The sequence below is a fragment of the Mesorhizobium sp. B283B1A genome (assembly GCF_020165735.1).
Lineage (GTDB): Bacteria > Pseudomonadota > Alphaproteobacteria > Rhizobiales > Rhizobiaceae > Mesorhizobium > Mesorhizobium opportunistum.
This window is the reverse complement of the sequence record NZ_JAIUIQ010000019.1, coordinates 91,286-108,951: the sequence shown is the minus strand read 5'-3', so window position 1 is coordinate 108,951 and position 17,666 is coordinate 91,286. Positions and strand designations below refer to the sequence as shown.

Here is a 17,666-nt window from a genome sequence, read left to right as displayed (position 1 = left end):
TGTGGGGAGGGTCGATCCACTCGAGTCGTGCAACAAGCAGCATCATCTTACTGCCCCAGCCGTTCGAGCAATATCGGGACATGCACCTGGTCGGATTTGTAGTTTCCGGTCAGCATGTACATCATGATGTTGACGCCGGCACGCAGCGCGTAGATCCGCTGCATCGGGTCGGCCGGCACGGTCGGCAGCAGCGGGTCGCCATTCTCGTCGACCGCCCAGGCGCCGGCGAAATCATTGGCGGTGATCATGATCGGCGAGACGCCGTCGCCGGTGCGCACGGGCCGGTTGTCGGCGTTGCTGGCATCGAGCGATGTCTCGACCCAGAGCGGGCTGCCGGCGAAGCGGCCCGGGAATTCGGGCAGGATGAAGAAGGATTTGGTCAGCACATGGTCCGACGGCACCGGCTCCAGTGGCGGCACGTTGAGGCTGCCGAGGATGTCGCGCAGCCGTTCGGTCGCCGGGCTGGTGGAATCGGCGCCGATGCCGTTGGCGAATTGGTCGCGCGTGTCGAACAGCACCGTGCCGCCCTGCTGCATATAGGCGTCGATGCGGGCGATCGCCGCCTGGCTCGGCATCGGCGCGGATGGGTCGATCGGCCAGTAGATCAGGGGATAGAACGACAGCTCGTCTTTCGAAATGTCGACGCCGGCCGGCTCGCCAGGTTCGAGCGCGGTCTTTTCGATCAGGAAGCGGGTCAGGCCCTCGAGGCCGGCGCGGCTGATCGAATCGACACCCGGCACGCCGGTCAGCACATAAGCGATGCGGGTCTTGGAAATCGCCTCGATGGCCACCTCGTCGCCGGGCTTGGCATCGTCGGCGCGGGCAAGGTCGGCATGACCGAACAAAGCGCCGAGCGCGATCAGGATCGCGGCGGTGGTCGCCACCGCGCCGGCGCGTCGCGGCCGGCGCGAAAACAGGCCGCCCATCCACAACACCGCCAGCGTGTCGAGCAGCATCAGTATCAAAGCGGCGGCAACCAGCCCGCCCTTCAGATTGCGCGATTCGTCGAAGGCATACTGGATCGTGGTGACCGGCACGGTGATTTGCGGGCGCGCCAGCGGGGTCAGCGTGCTTGCGGCATCGAGCAGGTTGTGAGCGAAGACGCCAGTCTCGGAACCGTAGAGGCCGGGCGGGTTCTCGAAGGTCACCGGCAGTGTACCGGCGCCCGGCACCAGCGGCCGTGCATCCGGCGTCGGCGGCACCAGCGAGCCGTCGGCCGCTATCATGCGATAGGGCGCGAGCGAGGTGGCGGCGGCTTCGGCGTTGGCGATCGCAGCGCCTTGGTTGCGCGACAGCTGGACGATGCGGCGCAGCATCTCGACGAAGCTGCCGGAGATCGGCAGGTTCGACCATGTCGCCTCCGGCGTGATATGGAACAGGACCAGCGTGCCCTTGCCCTTCTTCAGCCCGGTGACCAGCGGCGTGCCGTCGGCAAGTGCGGCCCAGGTGCGCTCGACGATATCGGGCGTCGGCTCCGCCAGCACCTGCCGGCTCACGGTGACTTCGGTGGGTGGCGCCAGATCGGCGAACGGACCGGCCTTGGGGAATTCGGTGACCGGCTGCGGCGACGTCCATGACAAGGCGCCGCCGAGCGAACGCTCGCCGGTGCGCAGGCGCACCGGCAGCAGGTCATCGTCATTGCCGGCGGCGGCCAGCCGCGGGCCGGCGAAACGCACCAGCGTGCCGCCTTTTTCGACCCAATCGACCAGCCTTGGCCGGACCTGCTCGGGAATGGTGCCGATATCGGCCATGATGATCATCGCCGGCTTCTGGTCGAGGATCTGCGGGATGGCGTCGGCAAGATCGGCGCTTGAGGGTTCGACCAGATCGGCGAAGGGCTGCAGCGCGCGCCTGATGTAGTAGAGCGGCGACAGCAGCGGCTGCGCCTGGTCGGCCTCGGCCTGTGACAACAGCCCGACACGGCGACGCTTGGAGTTTTCATCGAGCACGCGCACGGCGCCGGCGTGGCGCTCGCCGTCGAGCGCGATCGAGGCGAAGTCGTTGCGCAGCTCGAACGGCACCGTCATGGTGCCGGTGGCAGTCGCCTCGCCCGGTGCGAAGGTCAGCGTCGCATCGGCGATGCGGCGGCCCTTGTCGTCGAAAGCACCGGCGGTGACCTGGCCCGGTGCAGGGTCGCCCGGCGCACGAATGGCGGTCAGTGCGAAGCCGTCGACCTGGTTGTCGGCGGCGGTGAGGCCGGTCAGCGAAAGCCGGTCGGCGGTTGCCCAGACGACGCGGGCGGCATTTTTCGACAACAGCGTGTTGAAGGCGGCTTCATCGCCTTTGGCCGCCAGGCCATCGGCAAGCACGGCGACGCTGGAACCGGGCACGGTCTCCAGCACGCCGGCGACACGGGCATAGACGGCGGGCCGGTCGGTCGGGATCGGCCGCGGCTTGGCCGCGCGCAGCCGGTTGAGCGCCGAAGCGGCATCGAAAGGGCCGATCTCGGCATTGGGCTTTTCGGCGGTGAAGGCGATGATGACCGGCACGCCGTTCGAACCGGCATCGCTAATCAGCCGCTCGGCGGTGGCGACACGTTTGTTCCAGTCGGCGGCGCTGGCCCAGTCATTGTCGATGACCAGTGCAAGTGCTGCTCCCTCGGCCGCCAGTTTTTCGCGCGGGTTGAAAACCGGTTCGGCCAAGGCGGCCACGATGAGGGCCGCCATCAAGAGCCTGAGCAGCGTCAGCCACCATGGGCTCTGCTGCGGGGTCTCCTCGCGTTTCAGCACACGGGCCAGGATATTCAGCGGCGGGAACACTTCGGTCTGCGGCTTGGGCGGCGTCAGCCTGAGCAGCCACCAGATCACCGGCAACGCCAGCAGGCCCCACAGCACCATGGGAGCGCCGAAGGAGAGCGGCAGCCAGCTCATGCGACCGCCTTTCCGGCACGACCGCCACCGGCATGCCCGCCTTCGGCAGTCATCGCCATGTGCAGGCGCACCAGCGCGTCGGAGGCCAGCCGATCGGTGTGGTTGACGGTGAAGCTCCAACCGAGCCGCTTGCACCAGCCGGCCAGTTCCTGGCGGCGGGCAGTGTAGAGCAGGCGGTATTCGTCGGCGAGCATTTCGGCGCGCCCGGCCGTCAATTTTTCGCCGGTCTCGGGATCGGTGAACTCGGTGCGGCCGGCGTAGGGGAAGGTCTCCTCGGCCGGGTCGGCGACCTCGATCAGATGCGCTCGCACGCCGTGGCGGGCCAGCACGTCGAGCCAGGCCATCGTTTCCTCCACCGGATCGAGGAAATCGCTGGCGATGACGATGTCGCAAAAGCGCCTGATATCCGTGAGGTCGGGTTTTGCCGGCAGCTCGCCGGCATGCATGAGCTGGGCGGCGATGCGTTCGGCGCCGTTGCGCGCGGTGAACGGATCGGTCAGCCCCGGCCAGGCGATGCGCTCGCCGCTGCGCGACAAAAGTTCGGCCATGGCAAGCGTGAGCACCAAGGCGCGCGATTGCTTGGAAACGCTGGCGCCGGTCGACTTGTAAAGCATGGATGGCGAAGGGTCGGCCCACAGCCACACCGTATGAGCGGCCTCCCATTCGCGGTCGCGCACATAGGTATGGTCGTCGCGTGCCGAGCGGCGCCAGTCTATGCGTGAGGAGTCGCCTTCGACATAGGGCCGGAACTGCCAGAAATTCTCGCCGATGCCGCGTTTGCGGCGGCCGTGCCAGCCGGCGATCACGGTGTTGACGATGCGGCGTGCCTCGACCAGCAGGTCTGGCACAAGCGAAGCCCGCAACCGGCCACGGGCGAGCGCGTCGCGCGTCGCCGCCGGAGCCTGGACCTCGCCGATGCGCGCCATCAAATCCCTTTCACAAGCTTCGCCACGACATCGCGCACGCTGGTGCCTTCGGCGCGGGCGGCGAACGTCAGCGCCATGCGATGCTGCAGCACCGGCTCGGCCAGCGCCCGCACATCGTCGACCGAGGGCGCCAACCGCCCATCGTAGAGCGCCCGCGCCCGCGTGCACAGCATCAGCGCCTGGCTGGCGCGCGGGCCTGGACCCCAGGCGACAAGCTTGTCGGTCTCGGCATTGCCCTGGCCCGGGCGCGCCGAGCGCACCAGGGTCAGGATCGCCTCGACGACGCTTTCGGGCACCGGCATGCGGCGGATCAGCGTCTGGATCTCCTTCAGCCGCGCCGGCTGCAGCACGTTCTGCGCCTTGGCGTCCTCGACGCCGGTGGTTTCCAGAAGAATGCGGCGCTCGGCCTCGATTTCGGGATAGAGGATGTCGACCTGCATCAGGAAGCGGTCGAGCTGGGCTTCCGGCAGCGGATAGGTGCCTTCCTGCTCCAGCGGATTCTGCGTCGCCAGCACATGGAAGGGCGCCGGCAGGTCGTGACGGGCGCCGGCAATGGTGACGTGGTACTCCTGCATTGCCTGCAGCAGTGCCGACTGGGTGCGCGGCGAGGCGCGGTTGATCTCGTCGGCCATCAAAAGCTGGGCGAAAATCGGTCCGGAAATGAAGCGGAAGGAGCGCTTGCCGAATTCGTCCTGCTCCATCACTTCGGAGCCGAGGATGTCGGACGGCATCAGGTCGGGCGTGAACTGGATGCGGCGCGAATCGAGGCCGAGCACGACACCCAGTGTCTCCACCAGCTTGGTCTTGGCAAGGCCGGGCACGCCGACCAGTAGCGCATGGCCGCCGGCCAACAGCGCCACCAGCGTGCGCTCGACGACATTCTCCTGGCCGAAGATGACCCGGCCGACCCCGTCGCGAATTCTGGAGATGTCGGCAAGCGCCTTTTCGGCCTCGGCGATCATGTCCTTTTCGCTGATTGGGCTTTCCTTGACCATTACGCTCATTCAGCTCAATCCCTTAAAATTGGAGATAGATGGTTGGAAATAACGGTTGCAGCATAGCATAAGTTGCCGCGATTCGGCCTCGCGTGGCGCCTACGTTGGAACTTAAATCACAGACTTAGGCTGACAAGCGGAACAACAGTGACTATTTCGTGACCATGTCGGAACACTTCGAACATCGCGAACAGAGCCTTGCCGATGCCACCGAGGCGCGCGGCCTGGAGGCGCTGATCTCGCGTGCGGCACGTGCCGGCAAGGGCGCGGCGCCGGTCGAGCGCTGGAATCCCGACTTTTGCGGCGATCTCGACATGGAGATCAAGGCCGACGGCACCTGGTTCTATCTGGGCACGCCGATCGGGCGCATGCCACTAGTGCAGCTTTTCTCTTCCGTGCTGCGCAAGGATGCCGATGGCAGGACCTATCTGGTCACGCCAGTGGAAAAGGTCGGCATCCGGGTCGCCGATGCGCCCTTCATCGCCGTCGAAATGGACGTTTCGGGCAGTGGCGACCAGCAAGTCATCACTTTCCGCACCAATGTCGGAGATGTCGTCGAGGCCGGACCGGAGCGGCCGCTGCGTTTCGTCGACGAGAACGAGACCGGCGGATTGAAGCCCTATGTGCTGGTGCGCGGCAGGCTGGAGGCGCTGGTGGCGCGGCCGGTCATGTACGAACTGGTCGAGCATGCCGAGGAGATCGAGGTCGACGGCAGGATGATGTTCGTCGTGCGCTCCAGGGGAGCGGTGTTTGCGATCATGCCGGCGGATCAACTGAAGCGGCTGAGCGCGTGATGGACCAGGTGACGCCGATGCCGTTTTCATCGGCGGATTTTCGCGCGCGCTTCGCCGCGCAGCCGCAGGCCCATGCCAGCGACGACTATGGCGATCACCGCTTCAATCCGGGCCATCCGCGCCTCAACCAGGGCAAGGCGTTGCGCAACGCGGCGGTGCTGATCCCGGTCGTCGATCACGAAGGCGAGGCGACGGTCCTCCTGACCAAGCGGGCCGAAAAGCTGCGCAACCATTCGGGGCAGGTGGCTTTTCCCGGCGGCACCATCGATGCCACCGATGCGAGCCCGGAAGCCGCCGCACTGCGCGAGACCTTCGAGGAGATCGGCCTTGGCCAGGATCGCATCGAGATCCTCGGACGCATGCCCGACTATGTCGCCGGCAGCGGCTACCGCATCGCGCCGGTGCTTGGCATCGTGCGGCCCGGTTTCGAGCTCGCCTTGAACACCGATGAAGTCGACGCGGCCTTCGAGGTGCCGTTGCGCTTCCTGATGGAGCCCGCCAACCACAAGCGCGACAGCCGGATGTGGAACGATCTCGAATGGTTCTTCTATGACATGCCTTACGGCGACCGGCGCATCTGGGGCGTCACCGCCGGCATCATCCGTACGCTCTATGAAAGGCTCTATGCGTGAGTGTTTCGATCGCTGGCAGAGCCGACTGGCTCGCCGACAAGCATCTGCAGCGCCTGCTTGCCGCGCTCACTGAGGGCGGTGAAGAGGCGCGTATTGCCGGTGGCGCGGTGCGCAATACGCTGATGGGCCAGCCGGTCGCCGACACCGACATCGCCACAACCTGCCTGCCGCAGGAGACCATCCGCCGTGCCCAGGCGCAAGGTTTCAAGCCGGTGCCGACCGGGATCGAGCACGGTACGATCACGGTGGTCGCAGGCGGCAAGCCCTATGAAATCACCACCTTGCGCGCCGATATCGAGACCGATGGCCGCCGCGCCAAGGTCTCGTTCGGCCGCGACTGGAAGCTCGACGCCGAGCGGCGCGATTTCACCATCAACGCGCTCTATGCCGAGGCCGACGGCAGGGTTGTCGACCTGGTCGGCGGCATCGCCGACATCGAGGCACGGCGGCTGCGTTTCATCGGCGATCCGGAAGCACGTATCCGCGAGGATTACCTGCGCATCCTGCGCTTTTTCCGCTTTTTCGCCTGGTATGGCGAAGGGCGGCCGGACGCCGAGGGGCTGAAGGCCTGCGCGCGGCTGAAGGACGGGCTCGCACAGCTGTCGGCCGAGCGCGTCTGGTCCGAAGTGAAGAAGCTTCTGTCGGCGCCGGACCCATCTCGGGCGCTGCTGTGGATGCGGCAGGCCGGCGTCCTGACCGCGGCGCTGCCGGAAAGCGAGAGATGGGGCATCGACGCCATCCATGGGCTGACCAAGGCCGAGAAGGATCTGGGTTGGGCGGCCGACGCGATGCTGCGGCTGGAGGCGATCGTGCCGCCGGATGCGGCGCGCATGAAAATACTGGCCGAGCGGCTGAAACTGTCGACCGCGGAAGCTGACCGCCTGCGCCACTGGGGGCTGACGGCTGCCGTCGAGCCGAAGACGACCGAGGGCGAACTGGCCAAGCGGCTCTATCGTGGCGATCGGCAAGGCTTTGTCGATCGCCTGCGGCTGTCGCTCGCCTCGGCGCGGGTGCGGGCCGTCGACGACAATGACGCACTGCTCGAAGCCGGCGGTTTCTCGCGCCTGCTCGCCTTTGCGCTCAAATGGGAAAAGCCGTCGTTTCCGCTGAAAGGCGCCGATCTGACTGCACTTGGCGCCAAGCCTGGGCCGAAGCTCGGCGAAATCCTCAAGAATCTCGAGGCAGAATGGATCGAAGCTGGTTTTGCGCCCGATCGCGGCGCGTTGCTCGAACGCGCCGCGAAGGCCCTTGAACCCTAGAGCCTGGCTCGAATATCGTGCACGAAGTGCTGCCCATCTACCTGATGGCCACGGGAGCCAAGGCACGCGAAAGGCTTGCTTCGCCCTTGCCGTAGGTGGAGGCGCTATAGTTGACCAGCGTGTCGGTACGAGCCGTGTTGAGCAGATCGTTGGTGATCTGGGTCGGCGTCGCCTTGGTGAATTTACTACCGATGATCGCCGCATAGCCTGAAATGATCGGCGCGGCGAAGGACGTGCCATAAAGGCCCGTCTTGCTCCCGTCGACACCGACTACAAGGAAATGGCTTTGCACAAGCGGATTGGATCCGGCGTAGTTGGAGTACCAGGCGAGCTGGGCCGGGGTTGATGTCGTGCCGTTCGTTGACAGCGCACCGACGAAGATCGCTGACGCTTTGCCGACCAGGGCGAGGTCGAGATAGTCCTGCTGGCCATTGGTGACACCGCCCACGGCAACGGAGTCGTTGCCGGCTGCCTTGGAGACAACGGCTGACCCTCTGGTGGCATAAGAGATGATCGAAGCCTCCTCGGCGCTCCATCCGATCTGGTTCGGGCTGTAGCCCGCTGTAGCGTACATACCATAACTCAGATTGAGCACGTTCAGGCCAGGCGCCAGCGTCACCGCCGAGCTGGTTGTGAAGTCTTTCGACCTTATGGTTGCCAAGGGGGCAATCATGGAGGCTTCTTCGCGTGTCCATTCGCCGTGCCGCTGGGTCTGCACCCCAATGCCAAAGTTGCCGGAGAACCGAGATGTACTGGAAAAATCGTCAACGATCGTAATCGTGACGCCCTTGCCCTTGTAACCCGCGGCCCACGCGGCACCGACGTCGGGGCTCATCCACCCTGGTGTTGTTGCTGCTTGCGTGCGCGCGGCCGGGATCTTTGCGCTTACGCATATGGACAGGCCGCCATGGCACAGCGCGGCCATCTCGTCGGCATCGGGGGCCTGCTGGGCCGACGCGATCGGCGCCGACAGCATGGCGAAGGCCATGGCGATACCGAATTTCAAATGTCTAGCTGGCATGTTCCTACTCCGATCAAACAAGAAAACTGGTACGGGCGATCGCGAACCGCGTTTTTTCAATCCATGGCCTTCGGCGATCAGAAAGTAACACGGTAGTTCAGCCACAGATGCTGGCTCTCCGGTTTAGCGTTAACCAGATATTTCAACGTTTCCTCAGGAGCCATCTGGCTGGCCGCAAGCCGGCAATTGACGCTGTAGGTACCGAGGTCGCCATAGTCGGCCTGGCAGGATTTTTCGGTGAGTTTGCCGCCGATCACGGTGGTAAGCGACAGGGAAAGGGTGCTGTTCGGGCTCTGATGCATCTGGGTGAGGAAACCAAGCTTGAGGCTGGGCTCGATCCTGTATTTCTCGCCCTGTTCCCCGGTCCCAAATCCCCAAAGGATGCCGGTGTCCTGGGTGATCTGGGTGATGAGGTCCACGTGCATATCGACCCAGCTTGCGCGGTACCATCGGTTGAACGATACCCGGTTTCCGCTCTGCAATTCGTAACCGCCATTGCCCAAGCCTCGCGCGCGATCGCTGAGCGGCGAGCCCTGATGGACTTCGACCAACGATGTCGTCAATTCCTGGGCAACAACCGGCGATGCGCCAATGAGCGCGCACGAAACGAGCGCCATTGTGCAGGAGCTCAGTCGACTGCCGGACTTTTCGCGCATGCGCGAACCACCTCACCACCCCACCGATCCGGATCAGTGCCTGGTGGCGACGGGCTTCTCTGGCAGCCCACAGTACCCGGATTGTCCGGCCGACAGTGGCACCGGTTGGGTTACCGCGGGGTTTATTTTAGCTGGAGGGAATATATTTTTTTTACTCACAAGGTGACGTGCACCGCGTCGAAGCGATTTCCTGCAACATCTCGTCGTCGCAATACGGAGCAGGTGCGGTGCCAAAGCGCCCACAACGCCAAAGCGAATGGCGGGCGTCAAGGTCGGCGCACAGCTTACGCGGCGTCGCGGGCCTTCTCGATGCGTGAACGGATCGCCTCGATCATAGTTTCGCGGATGGTCGTCTCGCCGTGCGTCTCGCGCATATGCTCGACGGCCCGGCGCATCACCTCGGCTTCCTCGTCGGCTCGGGTGTGCCAGTCACAGCCGGGAACGAGCGACCCGCAGTGAAATTCCTTCATCGGATTTCTCCCTTTTTCCTCCGTGGAGCCTGGGCGAGGCCCCGGTGCTTTCTTGGCCCACGCTTCGAATTCCGGGCCTGGACTTTCGGAGCCTGAGCGGGCGGAAAGCATAACACAGATGGGGTGGTATTGGTTGCGGTCAACCACAAAAAGGCGGAGCGGCTCCGCTCCGCCCTCTTACGCTTAGCCCAGGGCAGGGCCGGACATCGTCTCGTCCAGCCCGGGCGGGTTGGTCGTCACTTCACGACCTTGACTGACTCGGCAATCTTGTTCTTGCCGCTCGTGTCCCATGAGATTCTGACTCTTTCACCGACCTTCAGGCCAGGATCCTTGAAGGTGCTGGGAAGCGTAAAAGATGATCCATTGTCAAGAACCAGGCTCATGGCTGTCGCGTCGAAGGTCTTGACCGTGCCGGTTGTGTGCTTGACGGCGGCGAATGCTACCGAACCGGAAGCGAGCAAGGCCGCCGCGGCGGCCGAAACAATGATCTTGCGCATGCAAAGTACTCCTGGAAAGAGCGGGCATCCTTTTGAAGAGGTATCCCGCATCGTCTTGGGCCGTCCGGTTGCGTCGAGTCGCGGCCCGCTTTGTTTCGACGCAATTCCTGAGCGAAGACCGTCTCGCACCTTCCTGGAATCGCCCTCGGCGGACCACCGGCGCTTCCCGACCCGATCACGAAAATAACCTAGTCCTTTCAAATGCCTATTAGACGAAAAAGAAATCTTCGCCGGACCGCGTGCCACATTCCATGCCCATTTCGCCGGGAATGGGACATCAATACGGCTCACATCGCGCTCACCATCTTGTTACGGCCAGCGGACCTCTGGCGGCAGGCTGGACAGGATCGACGCGACATTGCCGCCGGTTTTCAGGCCGAAGATGGTGCCGCGATCGTGAAGCAGGTTGAATTCGACATAGCGGCCACGGCGGATGAGCTGTTCGTCGCGGTCGCCGTCGGTCCAGTTCTCGTTGAAGTTGGCGCGCACGAGATGGCCGTAGACGACCAAGAAAGATCGCCCGACATCCTGGACGAAGTTGAAATCGGCATTCCAGCCGCCTTTGTCCTGCGCCGAATGCAGCCAGTCGAAGAAAATGCCGCCGGTGCCGCGCGGCTCGTTGCGGTGCGGCAGATAGAAGTACTCGTCGCACCAGGTCTTGAATTTCGGGTAGTCGGCGACATCAGCGTTCTTTTCGCAAGCGAACTGCATGGCGCGGTGGAAAGCGATGCTATCGGGATCGTCCTGTGTGCGGCGGCGGTCCAGCACCGGGGTCAGATCGGCGCCGCCGCCGAACCAATGGCTGGAAGTGACGACCATGCGCGTGTTCATGTGCACGGCCGGGACGTTGGGGTTCCAAGGATGCGCGATCAGCGAAATGCCGGACGCCCAGAAGCGCGGATCTTCCTCGGCGCCGGGCATCTGCTTCCTGAATTCGGGTGAGAACTCGCCATAAACAGTCGAGGTGTGGACGCCGACCTTCTCGAAGACGCGGCCATGCATCATCGACATGGTGCCGCCGCCACCCTTGCCCTGGTCACGCTCCCAGGGCGTCTTCTCGAAACGGCCCGGCGACCATGAGGCCAGTGGGCCCTGGAGATCCTGCTCGATCTGCTCGAAAGCGCCGCAGATGCGTTCGCGCAAGGCTTCGAACCACAGGCGTGCCTTCATCTTCTTCTCTTCGATGTCGGCGGGCAGGCCAGGTGGCATTTCAGGTCGTTCCAAGTGCTGTCTCCGGTTGCGGGTCGGTCGGGTCGACAAAAGACTCGTCTTTTCCGGGCGCGATCCCTAATCTCTTAAGGGACAGGGTCAAGTCACTTTGGTTTTGCGCATGTCCTTTCCGAACCCGATTTCGGGATCATGCGCCAGGTGCAAGGAGTTGTTTCGTGCGCACCCCGGCAAGACCGCCGCTGGATGGCCTGAAGAAAAGGCTCGACCAAAGCCGGGCCGAACGCGAGCGCATGCCGCGCGACGGTTTCCTGCGCGAGACCTTCGTGCTGCCGCGCTCCGATGCGCGCCTCAAGGCCAAGGAATGGTTCGAGCGTTTCCCCAAGCAGGCCTACTGGACGGAGATCGAAAGCTGGTTCGAACGCCCGGGTGATTTGATCGAATTCACCATCAGGCGGTTGCCGGCGGCGGATTAGGATTTCCTCGCCCCGTTTACGGGAAGAGGATGCCGGCAGGCAGGTGAGGGGCAGCGCGAACCCTTCACTGTTCGCGCTGCCCCTCATCCGCCTTTCAGGCACCTTCTCCCCATGAACGGGGAGAAGGAAGAACCAATCGTCTCGCCCCCGTGCCTTCCCTTGCCAGCCTGTCGCCCTTGTTCCTGAGCGGACATTTGTTGATCGACATGCAGCCGCAGCCGATGCAGTCGGTCAGGCCGTCGCGCAGCTTCTTTAGCTGGCTGATCTTCTGGTCGAGGCTATCGCGCCAAGCCGTTGAAAGCAGATTCCAATCCTCGCGCGTCGGCGTGCGGCCTTCAGGTAATGATTCAAGTGCTTCGCCGATCTCGGCCAGTGAGATGCCGACCTCCTGCGCGACCTTGATGATCGCCACCCGCCGCAGCACGTCGCGGCCGTAGCGGCGCTGGTTGCCTGATGTGCGGTGGCTGCGGATCAGCCCGCGCGCCTCATAGAAGTGCAGTGCCGATACCGCCACGCCGCTGCGCATGGCCATCTGGCCGACCGTCAGTTCCGTTGCTGGAGCCATTTTCCATTTTCCGCTTGACCTCAAGTTAAGTTGAGCTTGTAGCGAAGAAATGCCGATGGAGCAAATGACAGGAGAAGGCGATGTGCGCCTGGGTGAAAATGACTAGAAACGGCGTTGCCGGCGAACCGCTATCCGAGTTGCCGGACGGCTTCGCCAGCCACCATGGCGACGGAGAGCGCGACGTTGATGCTGCGCGCGCCACCTTGCATGGGGATGGTCAGCCGCGCGTCCGCGGCCTGATGGACCGGATCCGGCACGCCTGCGGATTCGCGGCCGAACAGGAGGATGTCGCCTTGGGCGAAGGCGAATTCGGTGTAAGGGGCCGTCGCCTTGGTCGACAGAAGCACCAGCCGTTTCGCGTGCACCTTGCGCCAGTCCTCGAAGGCGTCCCAGTCGACATGCCGGGTCAGGGCAGTCATTTCAAGGTAGTCCATGCCGGCGCGCCTGAGCGCTTTGTCGGAGAGCGGGAAGCCGGCCGGTTCGATGATGTCGACGCCAAGGCCGAGGCAAGCGGCGAAGCGCAGGATTGTCCCGGTATTGCCGGCGATGTCAGGCTGGTAGAGCGCGATGCGGAGACGATTGTTCATTTCCGCGTCTTTCTAATAAGTGGCAGATCCGCCACAGCGACCTCGCGGTTTTGGAAATTCCTGGACCTGCGGGTGGCCATTTTCTGCGAAGTCGGGTATACGGCCAGCATTGTCAACCCGAACCGATGGAGGGGTAACTCATGATGACCATGCACATCCAGCGCCTCTCCTGTGGGCCAGTACGCCCCACGGCGGTTTCGGTACGACGATTCTCCTGACTCTCTAAGACTTGATCGCACCGATTCCCGCCGAAACGATTTTTCGGCACTCGAAGGAATCCTGCGATGTTTTTCAAAAAGTCAAAAGGGCTGAACGCCCGAGCTGAGCATGTCCGGACCGACACTTGTCGCGTCCGAACCGACTCCTTCAGTCGTGTCCAGACCGACTCGTTCAGTCATGCCCTGACCGAGGCAATGCGCACCTCCGGCCGAATGCCGGTGGTCGAACTTGCTTCGCCTTTTTTATCACATCTTCACATGGAGGACGGACCAATGTTCGATCCCTACAGAATACCCGGTTCAAGAAGCCTGCACGAGCGCAAGATGGCGACCTGGGCTCTGCTGATCGGCGAAACCTATTCGTCGGCGGTCCACGCCGAAGTCCGCCGCCGGCCGCATCGCGGCATGCTGCCGGATGTCGATTTTTCGCGTGCGGTTCCCGACCCGGGCCGGCCCTCGCTGGTGCGCCGGATTATCCGGCTGATCCGGCCGGGCGCGAAAATCCGGCTCGTCGACACCGCACCGTCAGGATCGACAAACGAGCCTGTCGGCGAAAAGCCCGCGAGCCCCTATATAGCGCGAAGCAGGGCCGGCGGTCCGGATGATTCCGGACCGTCGGCCCTCGGCGCCACACGGCCCGGGGACTTCGTACGTCGCCACGCCGCGTAAGCGGGAAACAGATTTCACGAGCATGACCTATGTTGTTGTTTAACTGGTTTGAAAGAAGGCTCGATCCGTTCCCGGCAGCGGAACCGGTCGAGCCGCCCAAGACGCTGGTGGCCTTCTGCCTGCATTATACGCGCGGCGCATGGCCCTATATACTGACCGATGCGGTGCTGGTGACGGCCATCGCCATCGCGGAAGTGTGGATGTTCGGCTTCCTCGGCCGCATCGTCGATTGGCTGTCGGGGCAGAACCGCGAAACCTTCCTGCAGACGGAAGGCTGGAAGCTCGCCGGCATGGCCTTCATCGTGCTGTTCGCGCTGCCGGGCACCGTCTGGCTGCATTCGCTGCTCAACCAGCAGACGCTGATGGGCAATTATCCCATGCGCATCCGCTGGCAGGTGCACCAGTACCTGCTCAAGCAGTCGATGAGCTTCTACCAGGACGAGTTCGCCGGCCGCATCGCCACCAAGCTGATGCAGACGGCGCTCGCCGTGCGCGAATGCGTCATCAAGGTGATCGACGTGCTGAACTACGTCATCGTCTATTTCCTCGGCATGCTGTTCATCGTCGGCTCGGCCGACTGGCGGCTGGCGGCGCCGCTTGGCGTCTGGCTGGTCGGTTACATCCTGTTGCTGCGCTTTTTCATCCCGCGCCTCGGCAAGGTCGGCGAGGAGCAGGCCAATGCGCGCTCGACCATGACGGGCCGCGTCGTCGACAGCTACACCAACATCCAGACGGTCAAGCTGTTCAGTCATTCGCGCCGCGAGGCCTCCTTCGCCAGGGAAGGCATGATGGGCTTCCTCGACACGGTCTACCGGTCGATGCGGCTGGTGACGGTGCTTTTCGGTTCGCTCTACATCCTGAACGCTTTGCTGCTGTTCTCGGTCACCGCCATCTCGCTGTGGCTGTGGATGGGGCAAGCGGTGACGATCGGCGCGGTGGCCGTGGTCATCGGCCTGGTGCTCAGGATGTGGGGCATGTCGCAGTGGATCATGTGGGAAATGTCGGGCCTGTTCGAGAACATCGGCACGGTGCAGGACGGCATCGCCTCGATCTCGCTGCCGCGCCTGGTCGAGGACAAGCCTGGTGCGAAGGAGATCACCGTTTCTCGTGGTGAAATCCGCTTCGAGGACATCCGTTTCCATTACGGCAAGCAGAAGGGCGTCATCGAGAGCCTGTCGCTGGCGGTGAAGCCGGGCGAGAAGGTCGGCATCGTCGGCCGCTCGGGCGCCGGCAAGTCGACGCTGGTCAATCTGCTCCTGCGCTTCTACGACCTGGAGAGCGGCCGGATCCTGATCGACGGCCAGGAGATCGCCGGCGTGAAGCAGGATTCGCTGCGTGCCCAGATCGGCATGGTCACGCAGGACACCTCGCTGCTGCATCGTTCGGTGCGCGACAACATCCTCTATGGCCGGCCCGACGCGTCGGACGAGATGCTTGTCGAGGCGGCGCGGCGGGCCGAGGCGCTGGATTTCATCGGCGGGCTTTCGGACCACAATGGCTGCAAGGGGTTCGACGCCCATGTCGGCGACCGCGGGGTCAAATTGTCCGGAGGCCAACGGCAACGCATCGCCATTGCTCGCGTTATGTTGAAGGATGCGCCTATACTTATCCTTGACGAGGCGACATCGGCGCTGGATTCCGAGGCGGAAGCGGCCATCCAGGAGAATCTTTACAAGCTCATGCAAGGCAAGACCGTCATTGCCATCGCGCACCGGCTGTCGACCATCGCGGCGATGGACAGGCTGGTGGTGATGGACCAGGGCCGCGTCATCGAAGAGGGTTCGCACGACGAACTGGTCGCCAGGGGCGGGCTCTATGCGCAGCTCTGGCAACGCCAGTCGGGCGGCTTCCTGCTCGAGGACAGCCCCGTCGACGCCGCCAACGACCTCGTTGCCAATGACATCGGTGCCAAGGGGCAAGCCGCAGAATGATGATCGCCGCATGATGACAGCCGTCTATCGCTGGTTCGAGAACTGGGTTTATCCGTTCAGGGAGCCGTCGAGCCTTCGGCCACCTTCAAGCGTCACCGGCTTTCTCTGGCACTATGTCGGCCAGGCGAAATTCGCCTTCTTCGCCATGCTGGTCATCGGCGGCATCGCGCCGCTGGTCGAGGCGGGCCTGTTCTACTTCGTCGGGCGGCTGGTCGATATTCTCGACCAGCTTCCCGGCGAGCGCAGCTGGCATGCGTTGTGGACCGCTGCCGGCCCGGAGCTGGTGTTCATGATCGTGGTGGTGCTGGTCGTCCGCACCATCGTCGTCGGCCTGTCGGCGCTGGTCGACGAACAGACGATCACGCCCGGCTTCTACAATCTGGTGCGCTGGCAGGCGCACAGGCATGTCTCGCGCCAGTCCTACGCCTTCTTCCAGAACGATTTCGCCGGCCGCATCGCCACAAAAGTCTGGCAGGCGGGCCAGGCGACCGGCGATTTGATGGAAAGCTTCCTCGAGGTGGTCTGGTTCATGGTCGTCTACACGGTGACGACGCTGGCGCTGGTCGCCGGGCTCGATCTCAGGCTCGCTGTGCTGGTGGTGATCTGGATCACCGCCTTCGGCTGGCTGGCCAAGCTCTATCTGCCGGCGATCCGCAAGCACGCCGAGGCGACGGCCGAAGCCGGCTCGATGATCACTGGGCGCATCGTCGATTCCTATTCCAACGTGCAGACGCTGAAGCTGTTTTCGGCCGACGGCGACGACCGCTACATCAGGAACGGCTTCGACATCTATCTCGACGCGCTGCGCCCCTTCACCCGCCGGCTGACCGGCGTGCGCATGGCGCTGACGACGCTGTCGGGCATCATGATCACGGCGATCGGCTGTTTTGCCGTCTATCTCTGGGTCGAGGGCTCGATCACCGTCGGCGCGGTCGCCTTCACGCTGTCGCTGGTGCTGCGGCTCAACATGCTGCTCGGCCGGCTGATGATGCAGCTCAACAGCATCTTGCGAAACCTCGGCGTGCTGGAGAACTCCAAGGCGCTGATCTCGCAGCCGCTCGGGCTCATCGACGCGCCCGATGCGAAGGAGCTTGTCGTGGCCGGCGGCCGCATCGACGTGAAAGACGTCGAGTTCCACTATGGCAACGGGTTCGGGGTGCTGAACGGCATCGACCTTGTCGTCAAGCCGGGCGAGAAAGTCGGGCTGGTCGGACCGTCGGGTGCCGGCAAGACGACGCTCGCCAATCTGATCCTGCGGCTCTACGATTTGGAGAGCGGCTCGATCACCATCGATGGCCAGGACGTTTCGGACGTTACGCAGAATTCACTGCGGGCCAATATCGGCGTCGTCAGCCAGGACACGGCGCTGTTCCATCGCTCGTTGCGCGACAACATCAAGCTCGGCATGCCCGACGCGACCGATGCGGAGGTGATCGCGGCGGCGAAGAAGGCCGAGGCGCACGAGTTCATCCTGACCTTGCGCGATAACAGGGACCGCGCCGGCTACGAGGCCTTTGTCGGTGAGCGCGGCGTCAAGCTTTCGGGAGGCCAGCGCCAGCGCGTGGCGATCGCACGTGTCTTCCTCAAGGACGCGCCGATCCTGATCCTCGACGAGGCGACCTCGGCGCTCGATTCCGACATCGAAGCGGCGATCCAGGAAAATTTGACGCGGCTGATGCAGGACAAGACGGTGATCGCCATCGCCCACCGGCTGTCGACGATCGCCGCCCTCGATCGCCTGGTGGTGCTCGATGGCGGCCGTATCGTCGAGCAAGGCACGCATGACGAACTGGTGGCGCTCGACGGTCTTTATGCGCGGCTGTGGAAACGGCAGTCCGGCGGCTTCCTCTATCACGAGGAAAGCGTGCTGGAAGAGACGCGGCCGGCGGAGTAGGTTTGATGACTGTTGCCTTGCCGCTAGAGACTGAGGTGC

Annotated in this window: 17 protein-coding genes; 7 read left to right on the top strand and 10 right to left on the bottom strand. The window is 63.8% G+C overall.

Features of this window, described 5'->3' with window-relative positions; all coding sequences use genetic code 11:
- Positions 1-47 precede the first annotated feature (47 nt).
- The 3 genes from LB577_RS18160 to LB577_RS18150 are packed head-to-tail and all read right to left on the bottom strand — an operon-like array spanning position 48 to position 4,800.
- Positions 48-2,870, bottom strand: coding sequence for a DUF4159 domain-containing protein (locus LB577_RS18160; RefSeq protein ID WP_224687738.1), 2,823 nt, complete (start codon positions 2,868-2,870; stop codon positions 48-50).
- Positions 2,867-3,796: a DUF58 domain-containing protein gene (locus tag LB577_RS18155; RefSeq protein ID WP_224687737.1), complete on the bottom strand. Its 930-nt coding sequence runs from the start codon at positions 3,794-3,796 to the stop codon at positions 2,867-2,869. Before LB577_RS18155 ends, LB577_RS18160 begins: the two co-directional genes overlap by 4 nt.
- On the bottom strand, positions 3,796-4,800 hold the full coding sequence (locus tag LB577_RS18150; RefSeq protein ID WP_031250346.1) for an AAA family ATPase: 1,005 nt from the start codon (positions 4,798-4,800) through the stop codon (positions 3,796-3,798). Before LB577_RS18150 ends, LB577_RS18155 begins: the two co-directional genes overlap by 1 nt.
- Positions 4,801-4,955: 155 nt before the next feature.
- On the opposite strand from LB577_RS18150, the gene LB577_RS18145 reads away from it, so the two are divergent.
- The 3 genes from LB577_RS18145 to LB577_RS18135 are packed head-to-tail and all read left to right on the top strand — an operon-like array spanning position 4,956 to position 7,476.
- Positions 4,956-5,585 carry a DUF1285 domain-containing protein gene (locus LB577_RS18145; protein ID WP_224687756.1) on the top strand — a complete coding sequence of 210 codons (630 nt, stop codon included), beginning with the start codon at positions 4,956-4,958 and terminating at the stop codon, positions 5,583-5,585.
- Positions 5,585-6,217 (top strand): CoA pyrophosphatase, encoded by a 633-nt coding sequence (locus tag LB577_RS18140; RefSeq protein WP_224687736.1) that lies wholly within the window; start codon positions 5,585-5,587, stop codon positions 6,215-6,217. The genes LB577_RS18145 and LB577_RS18140 overlap by 1 nt, the downstream gene beginning before the upstream one ends.
- The gene (locus tag LB577_RS18135; protein WP_224687735.1) at positions 6,214-7,476 is read left to right on the top strand and encodes a CCA tRNA nucleotidyltransferase; all 1,263 of its coding nucleotides are present in this window, start codon (positions 6,214-6,216) and stop codon (positions 7,474-7,476) included. The genes LB577_RS18140 and LB577_RS18135 overlap by 4 nt, the downstream gene beginning before the upstream one ends.
- Before the next feature lie 37 nt (positions 7,477-7,513).
- Here LB577_RS18135 and LB577_RS18130 read toward each other — a convergent pair whose 3' ends face one another.
- From LB577_RS18130 to hemF, 5 genes are all read right to left on the bottom strand, one after another.
- Positions 7,514-8,497 carry a S8 family serine peptidase gene (locus LB577_RS18130; RefSeq protein ID WP_224687734.1) on the bottom strand — a complete coding sequence of 328 codons (984 nt, stop codon included), beginning with the start codon at positions 8,495-8,497 and terminating at the stop codon, positions 7,514-7,516.
- Between the two features lie 77 nt (positions 8,498-8,574).
- The gene (locus LB577_RS18125; RefSeq protein WP_224687733.1) at positions 8,575-9,153 is read right to left on the bottom strand and encodes a hypothetical protein; all 579 of its coding nucleotides are present in this window, start codon (positions 9,151-9,153) and stop codon (positions 8,575-8,577) included.
- Positions 9,154-9,437: 284 nt separating this feature from the next.
- Positions 9,438-9,623, bottom strand: a complete 186-nt coding sequence (locus LB577_RS18120) for a DUF1059 domain-containing protein (protein WP_023779579.1) — start codon at positions 9,621-9,623, stop codon at positions 9,438-9,440.
- Between the two features lie 236 nt (positions 9,624-9,859).
- Complete coding sequence (locus LB577_RS18115) at positions 9,860-10,120, bottom strand: DUF1344 domain-containing protein (RefSeq protein WP_224687732.1); 261 nt, start codon at positions 10,118-10,120, stop codon at positions 9,860-9,862.
- A gap of 309 nt (positions 10,121-10,429) precedes the next feature.
- A complete protein-coding gene (gene hemF, locus LB577_RS18110) occupies positions 10,430-11,344 on the bottom strand; it encodes an oxygen-dependent coproporphyrinogen oxidase (protein WP_224687731.1) in 915 nt (304 codons plus the stop codon).
- Between the two features lie 161 nt (positions 11,345-11,505).
- Here hemF and LB577_RS18105 point away from each other — a divergent pair, with 161 nt between their 5' ends.
- Complete coding sequence (locus LB577_RS18105) at positions 11,506-11,763, top strand: hypothetical protein (protein ID WP_013893458.1); 258 nt, start codon at positions 11,506-11,508, stop codon at positions 11,761-11,763.
- 94 nt (positions 11,764-11,857) lie between these two features.
- Here LB577_RS18105 and soxR read toward each other — a convergent pair whose 3' ends face one another.
- Together soxR and LB577_RS18095 are read right to left on the bottom strand one after the other, a co-directional pair.
- Positions 11,858-12,328 carry a redox-sensitive transcriptional activator SoxR gene (gene soxR / locus LB577_RS18100; RefSeq protein ID WP_224687730.1) on the bottom strand — a complete coding sequence of 157 codons (471 nt, stop codon included), beginning with the start codon at positions 12,326-12,328 and terminating at the stop codon, positions 11,858-11,860.
- A gap of 128 nt (positions 12,329-12,456) precedes the next feature.
- Complete coding sequence (locus tag LB577_RS18095) at positions 12,457-12,915, bottom strand: tRNA (cytidine(34)-2'-O)-methyltransferase (RefSeq protein WP_023768024.1); 459 nt, start codon at positions 12,913-12,915, stop codon at positions 12,457-12,459.
- 491 nt (positions 12,916-13,406) lie between these two features.
- Here LB577_RS18095 and LB577_RS18090 point away from each other — a divergent pair, with 491 nt between their 5' ends.
- Genes LB577_RS18090 through LB577_RS18080 form a run of 3 tightly spaced genes read left to right on the top strand, consistent with a single transcriptional unit; the run spans position 13,407 to position 17,627 of the window.
- Positions 13,407-13,802: a hypothetical protein gene (locus tag LB577_RS18090; RefSeq protein WP_013893462.1), complete on the top strand. Its 396-nt coding sequence runs from the start codon at positions 13,407-13,409 to the stop codon at positions 13,800-13,802.
- Between the two features lie 29 nt (positions 13,803-13,831).
- The gene (locus tag LB577_RS18085; RefSeq protein WP_224687729.1) at positions 13,832-15,733 is read left to right on the top strand and encodes an ABC transporter ATP-binding protein; all 1,902 of its coding nucleotides are present in this window, start codon (positions 13,832-13,834) and stop codon (positions 15,731-15,733) included.
- Between the two features lie 10 nt (positions 15,734-15,743).
- Complete coding sequence (locus tag LB577_RS18080) at positions 15,744-17,627, top strand: ABC transporter ATP-binding protein (protein ID WP_224687728.1); 1,884 nt, start codon at positions 15,744-15,746, stop codon at positions 17,625-17,627.
- Positions 17,628-17,666: the final 39 nt, after the last annotated feature.

Excerpts from the sequence above, each read along its gene's own strand:
- LB577_RS18160 (WP_224687738.1), bottom strand. The coding sequence starts at position 2,870 with ATGAGCTGGCTGCCGCTCTCCTTCGGCGCTCCCATGGTGCTGTGGGGC.
- LB577_RS18155 (WP_224687737.1), bottom strand. The coding sequence starts at position 3,796 with ATGGCGCGCATCGGCGAGGTCCAGGCTCCGGCGGCGACGCGCGACGCG.
- LB577_RS18150 (WP_031250346.1), bottom strand. The coding sequence starts at position 4,800 with ATGAGCGTAATGGTCAAGGAAAGCCCAATCAGCGAAAAGGACATGATC.
- LB577_RS18145 (WP_224687756.1), top strand. The coding sequence starts at position 4,956 with ATGTCGGAACACTTCGAACATCGCGAACAGAGCCTTGCCGATGCCACC.
- LB577_RS18140 (WP_224687736.1), top strand. The coding sequence starts at position 5,585 with ATGGACCAGGTGACGCCGATGCCGTTTTCATCGGCGGATTTTCGCGCG.
- LB577_RS18130 (WP_224687734.1), bottom strand. The coding sequence starts at position 8,497 with ATGCCAGCTAGACATTTGAAATTCGGTATCGCCATGGCCTTCGCCATG.
- LB577_RS18125 (WP_224687733.1), bottom strand. The coding sequence starts at position 9,153 with ATGCGCGAAAAGTCCGGCAGTCGACTGAGCTCCTGCACAATGGCGCTC.
- LB577_RS18120 (WP_023779579.1), bottom strand. The coding sequence starts at position 9,623 with ATGAAGGAATTTCACTGCGGGTCGCTCGTTCCCGGCTGTGACTGGCAC.
- LB577_RS18115 (WP_224687732.1), bottom strand. The coding sequence starts at position 10,120 with ATGCGCAAGATCATTGTTTCGGCCGCCGCGGCGGCCTTGCTCGCTTCC.
- soxR (WP_224687730.1), bottom strand. The coding sequence starts at position 12,328 with ATGGCTCCAGCAACGGAACTGACGGTCGGCCAGATGGCCATGCGCAGC.
- LB577_RS18095 (WP_023768024.1), bottom strand. The coding sequence starts at position 12,915 with ATGAACAATCGTCTCCGCATCGCGCTCTACCAGCCTGACATCGCCGGC.
- LB577_RS18090 (WP_013893462.1), top strand. The coding sequence starts at position 13,407 with ATGTTCGATCCCTACAGAATACCCGGTTCAAGAAGCCTGCACGAGCGC.
- LB577_RS18085 (WP_224687729.1), top strand. The coding sequence starts at position 13,832 with ATGTTGTTGTTTAACTGGTTTGAAAGAAGGCTCGATCCGTTCCCGGCA.
- LB577_RS18080 (WP_224687728.1), top strand. The coding sequence starts at position 15,744 with ATGATGACAGCCGTCTATCGCTGGTTCGAGAACTGGGTTTATCCGTTC.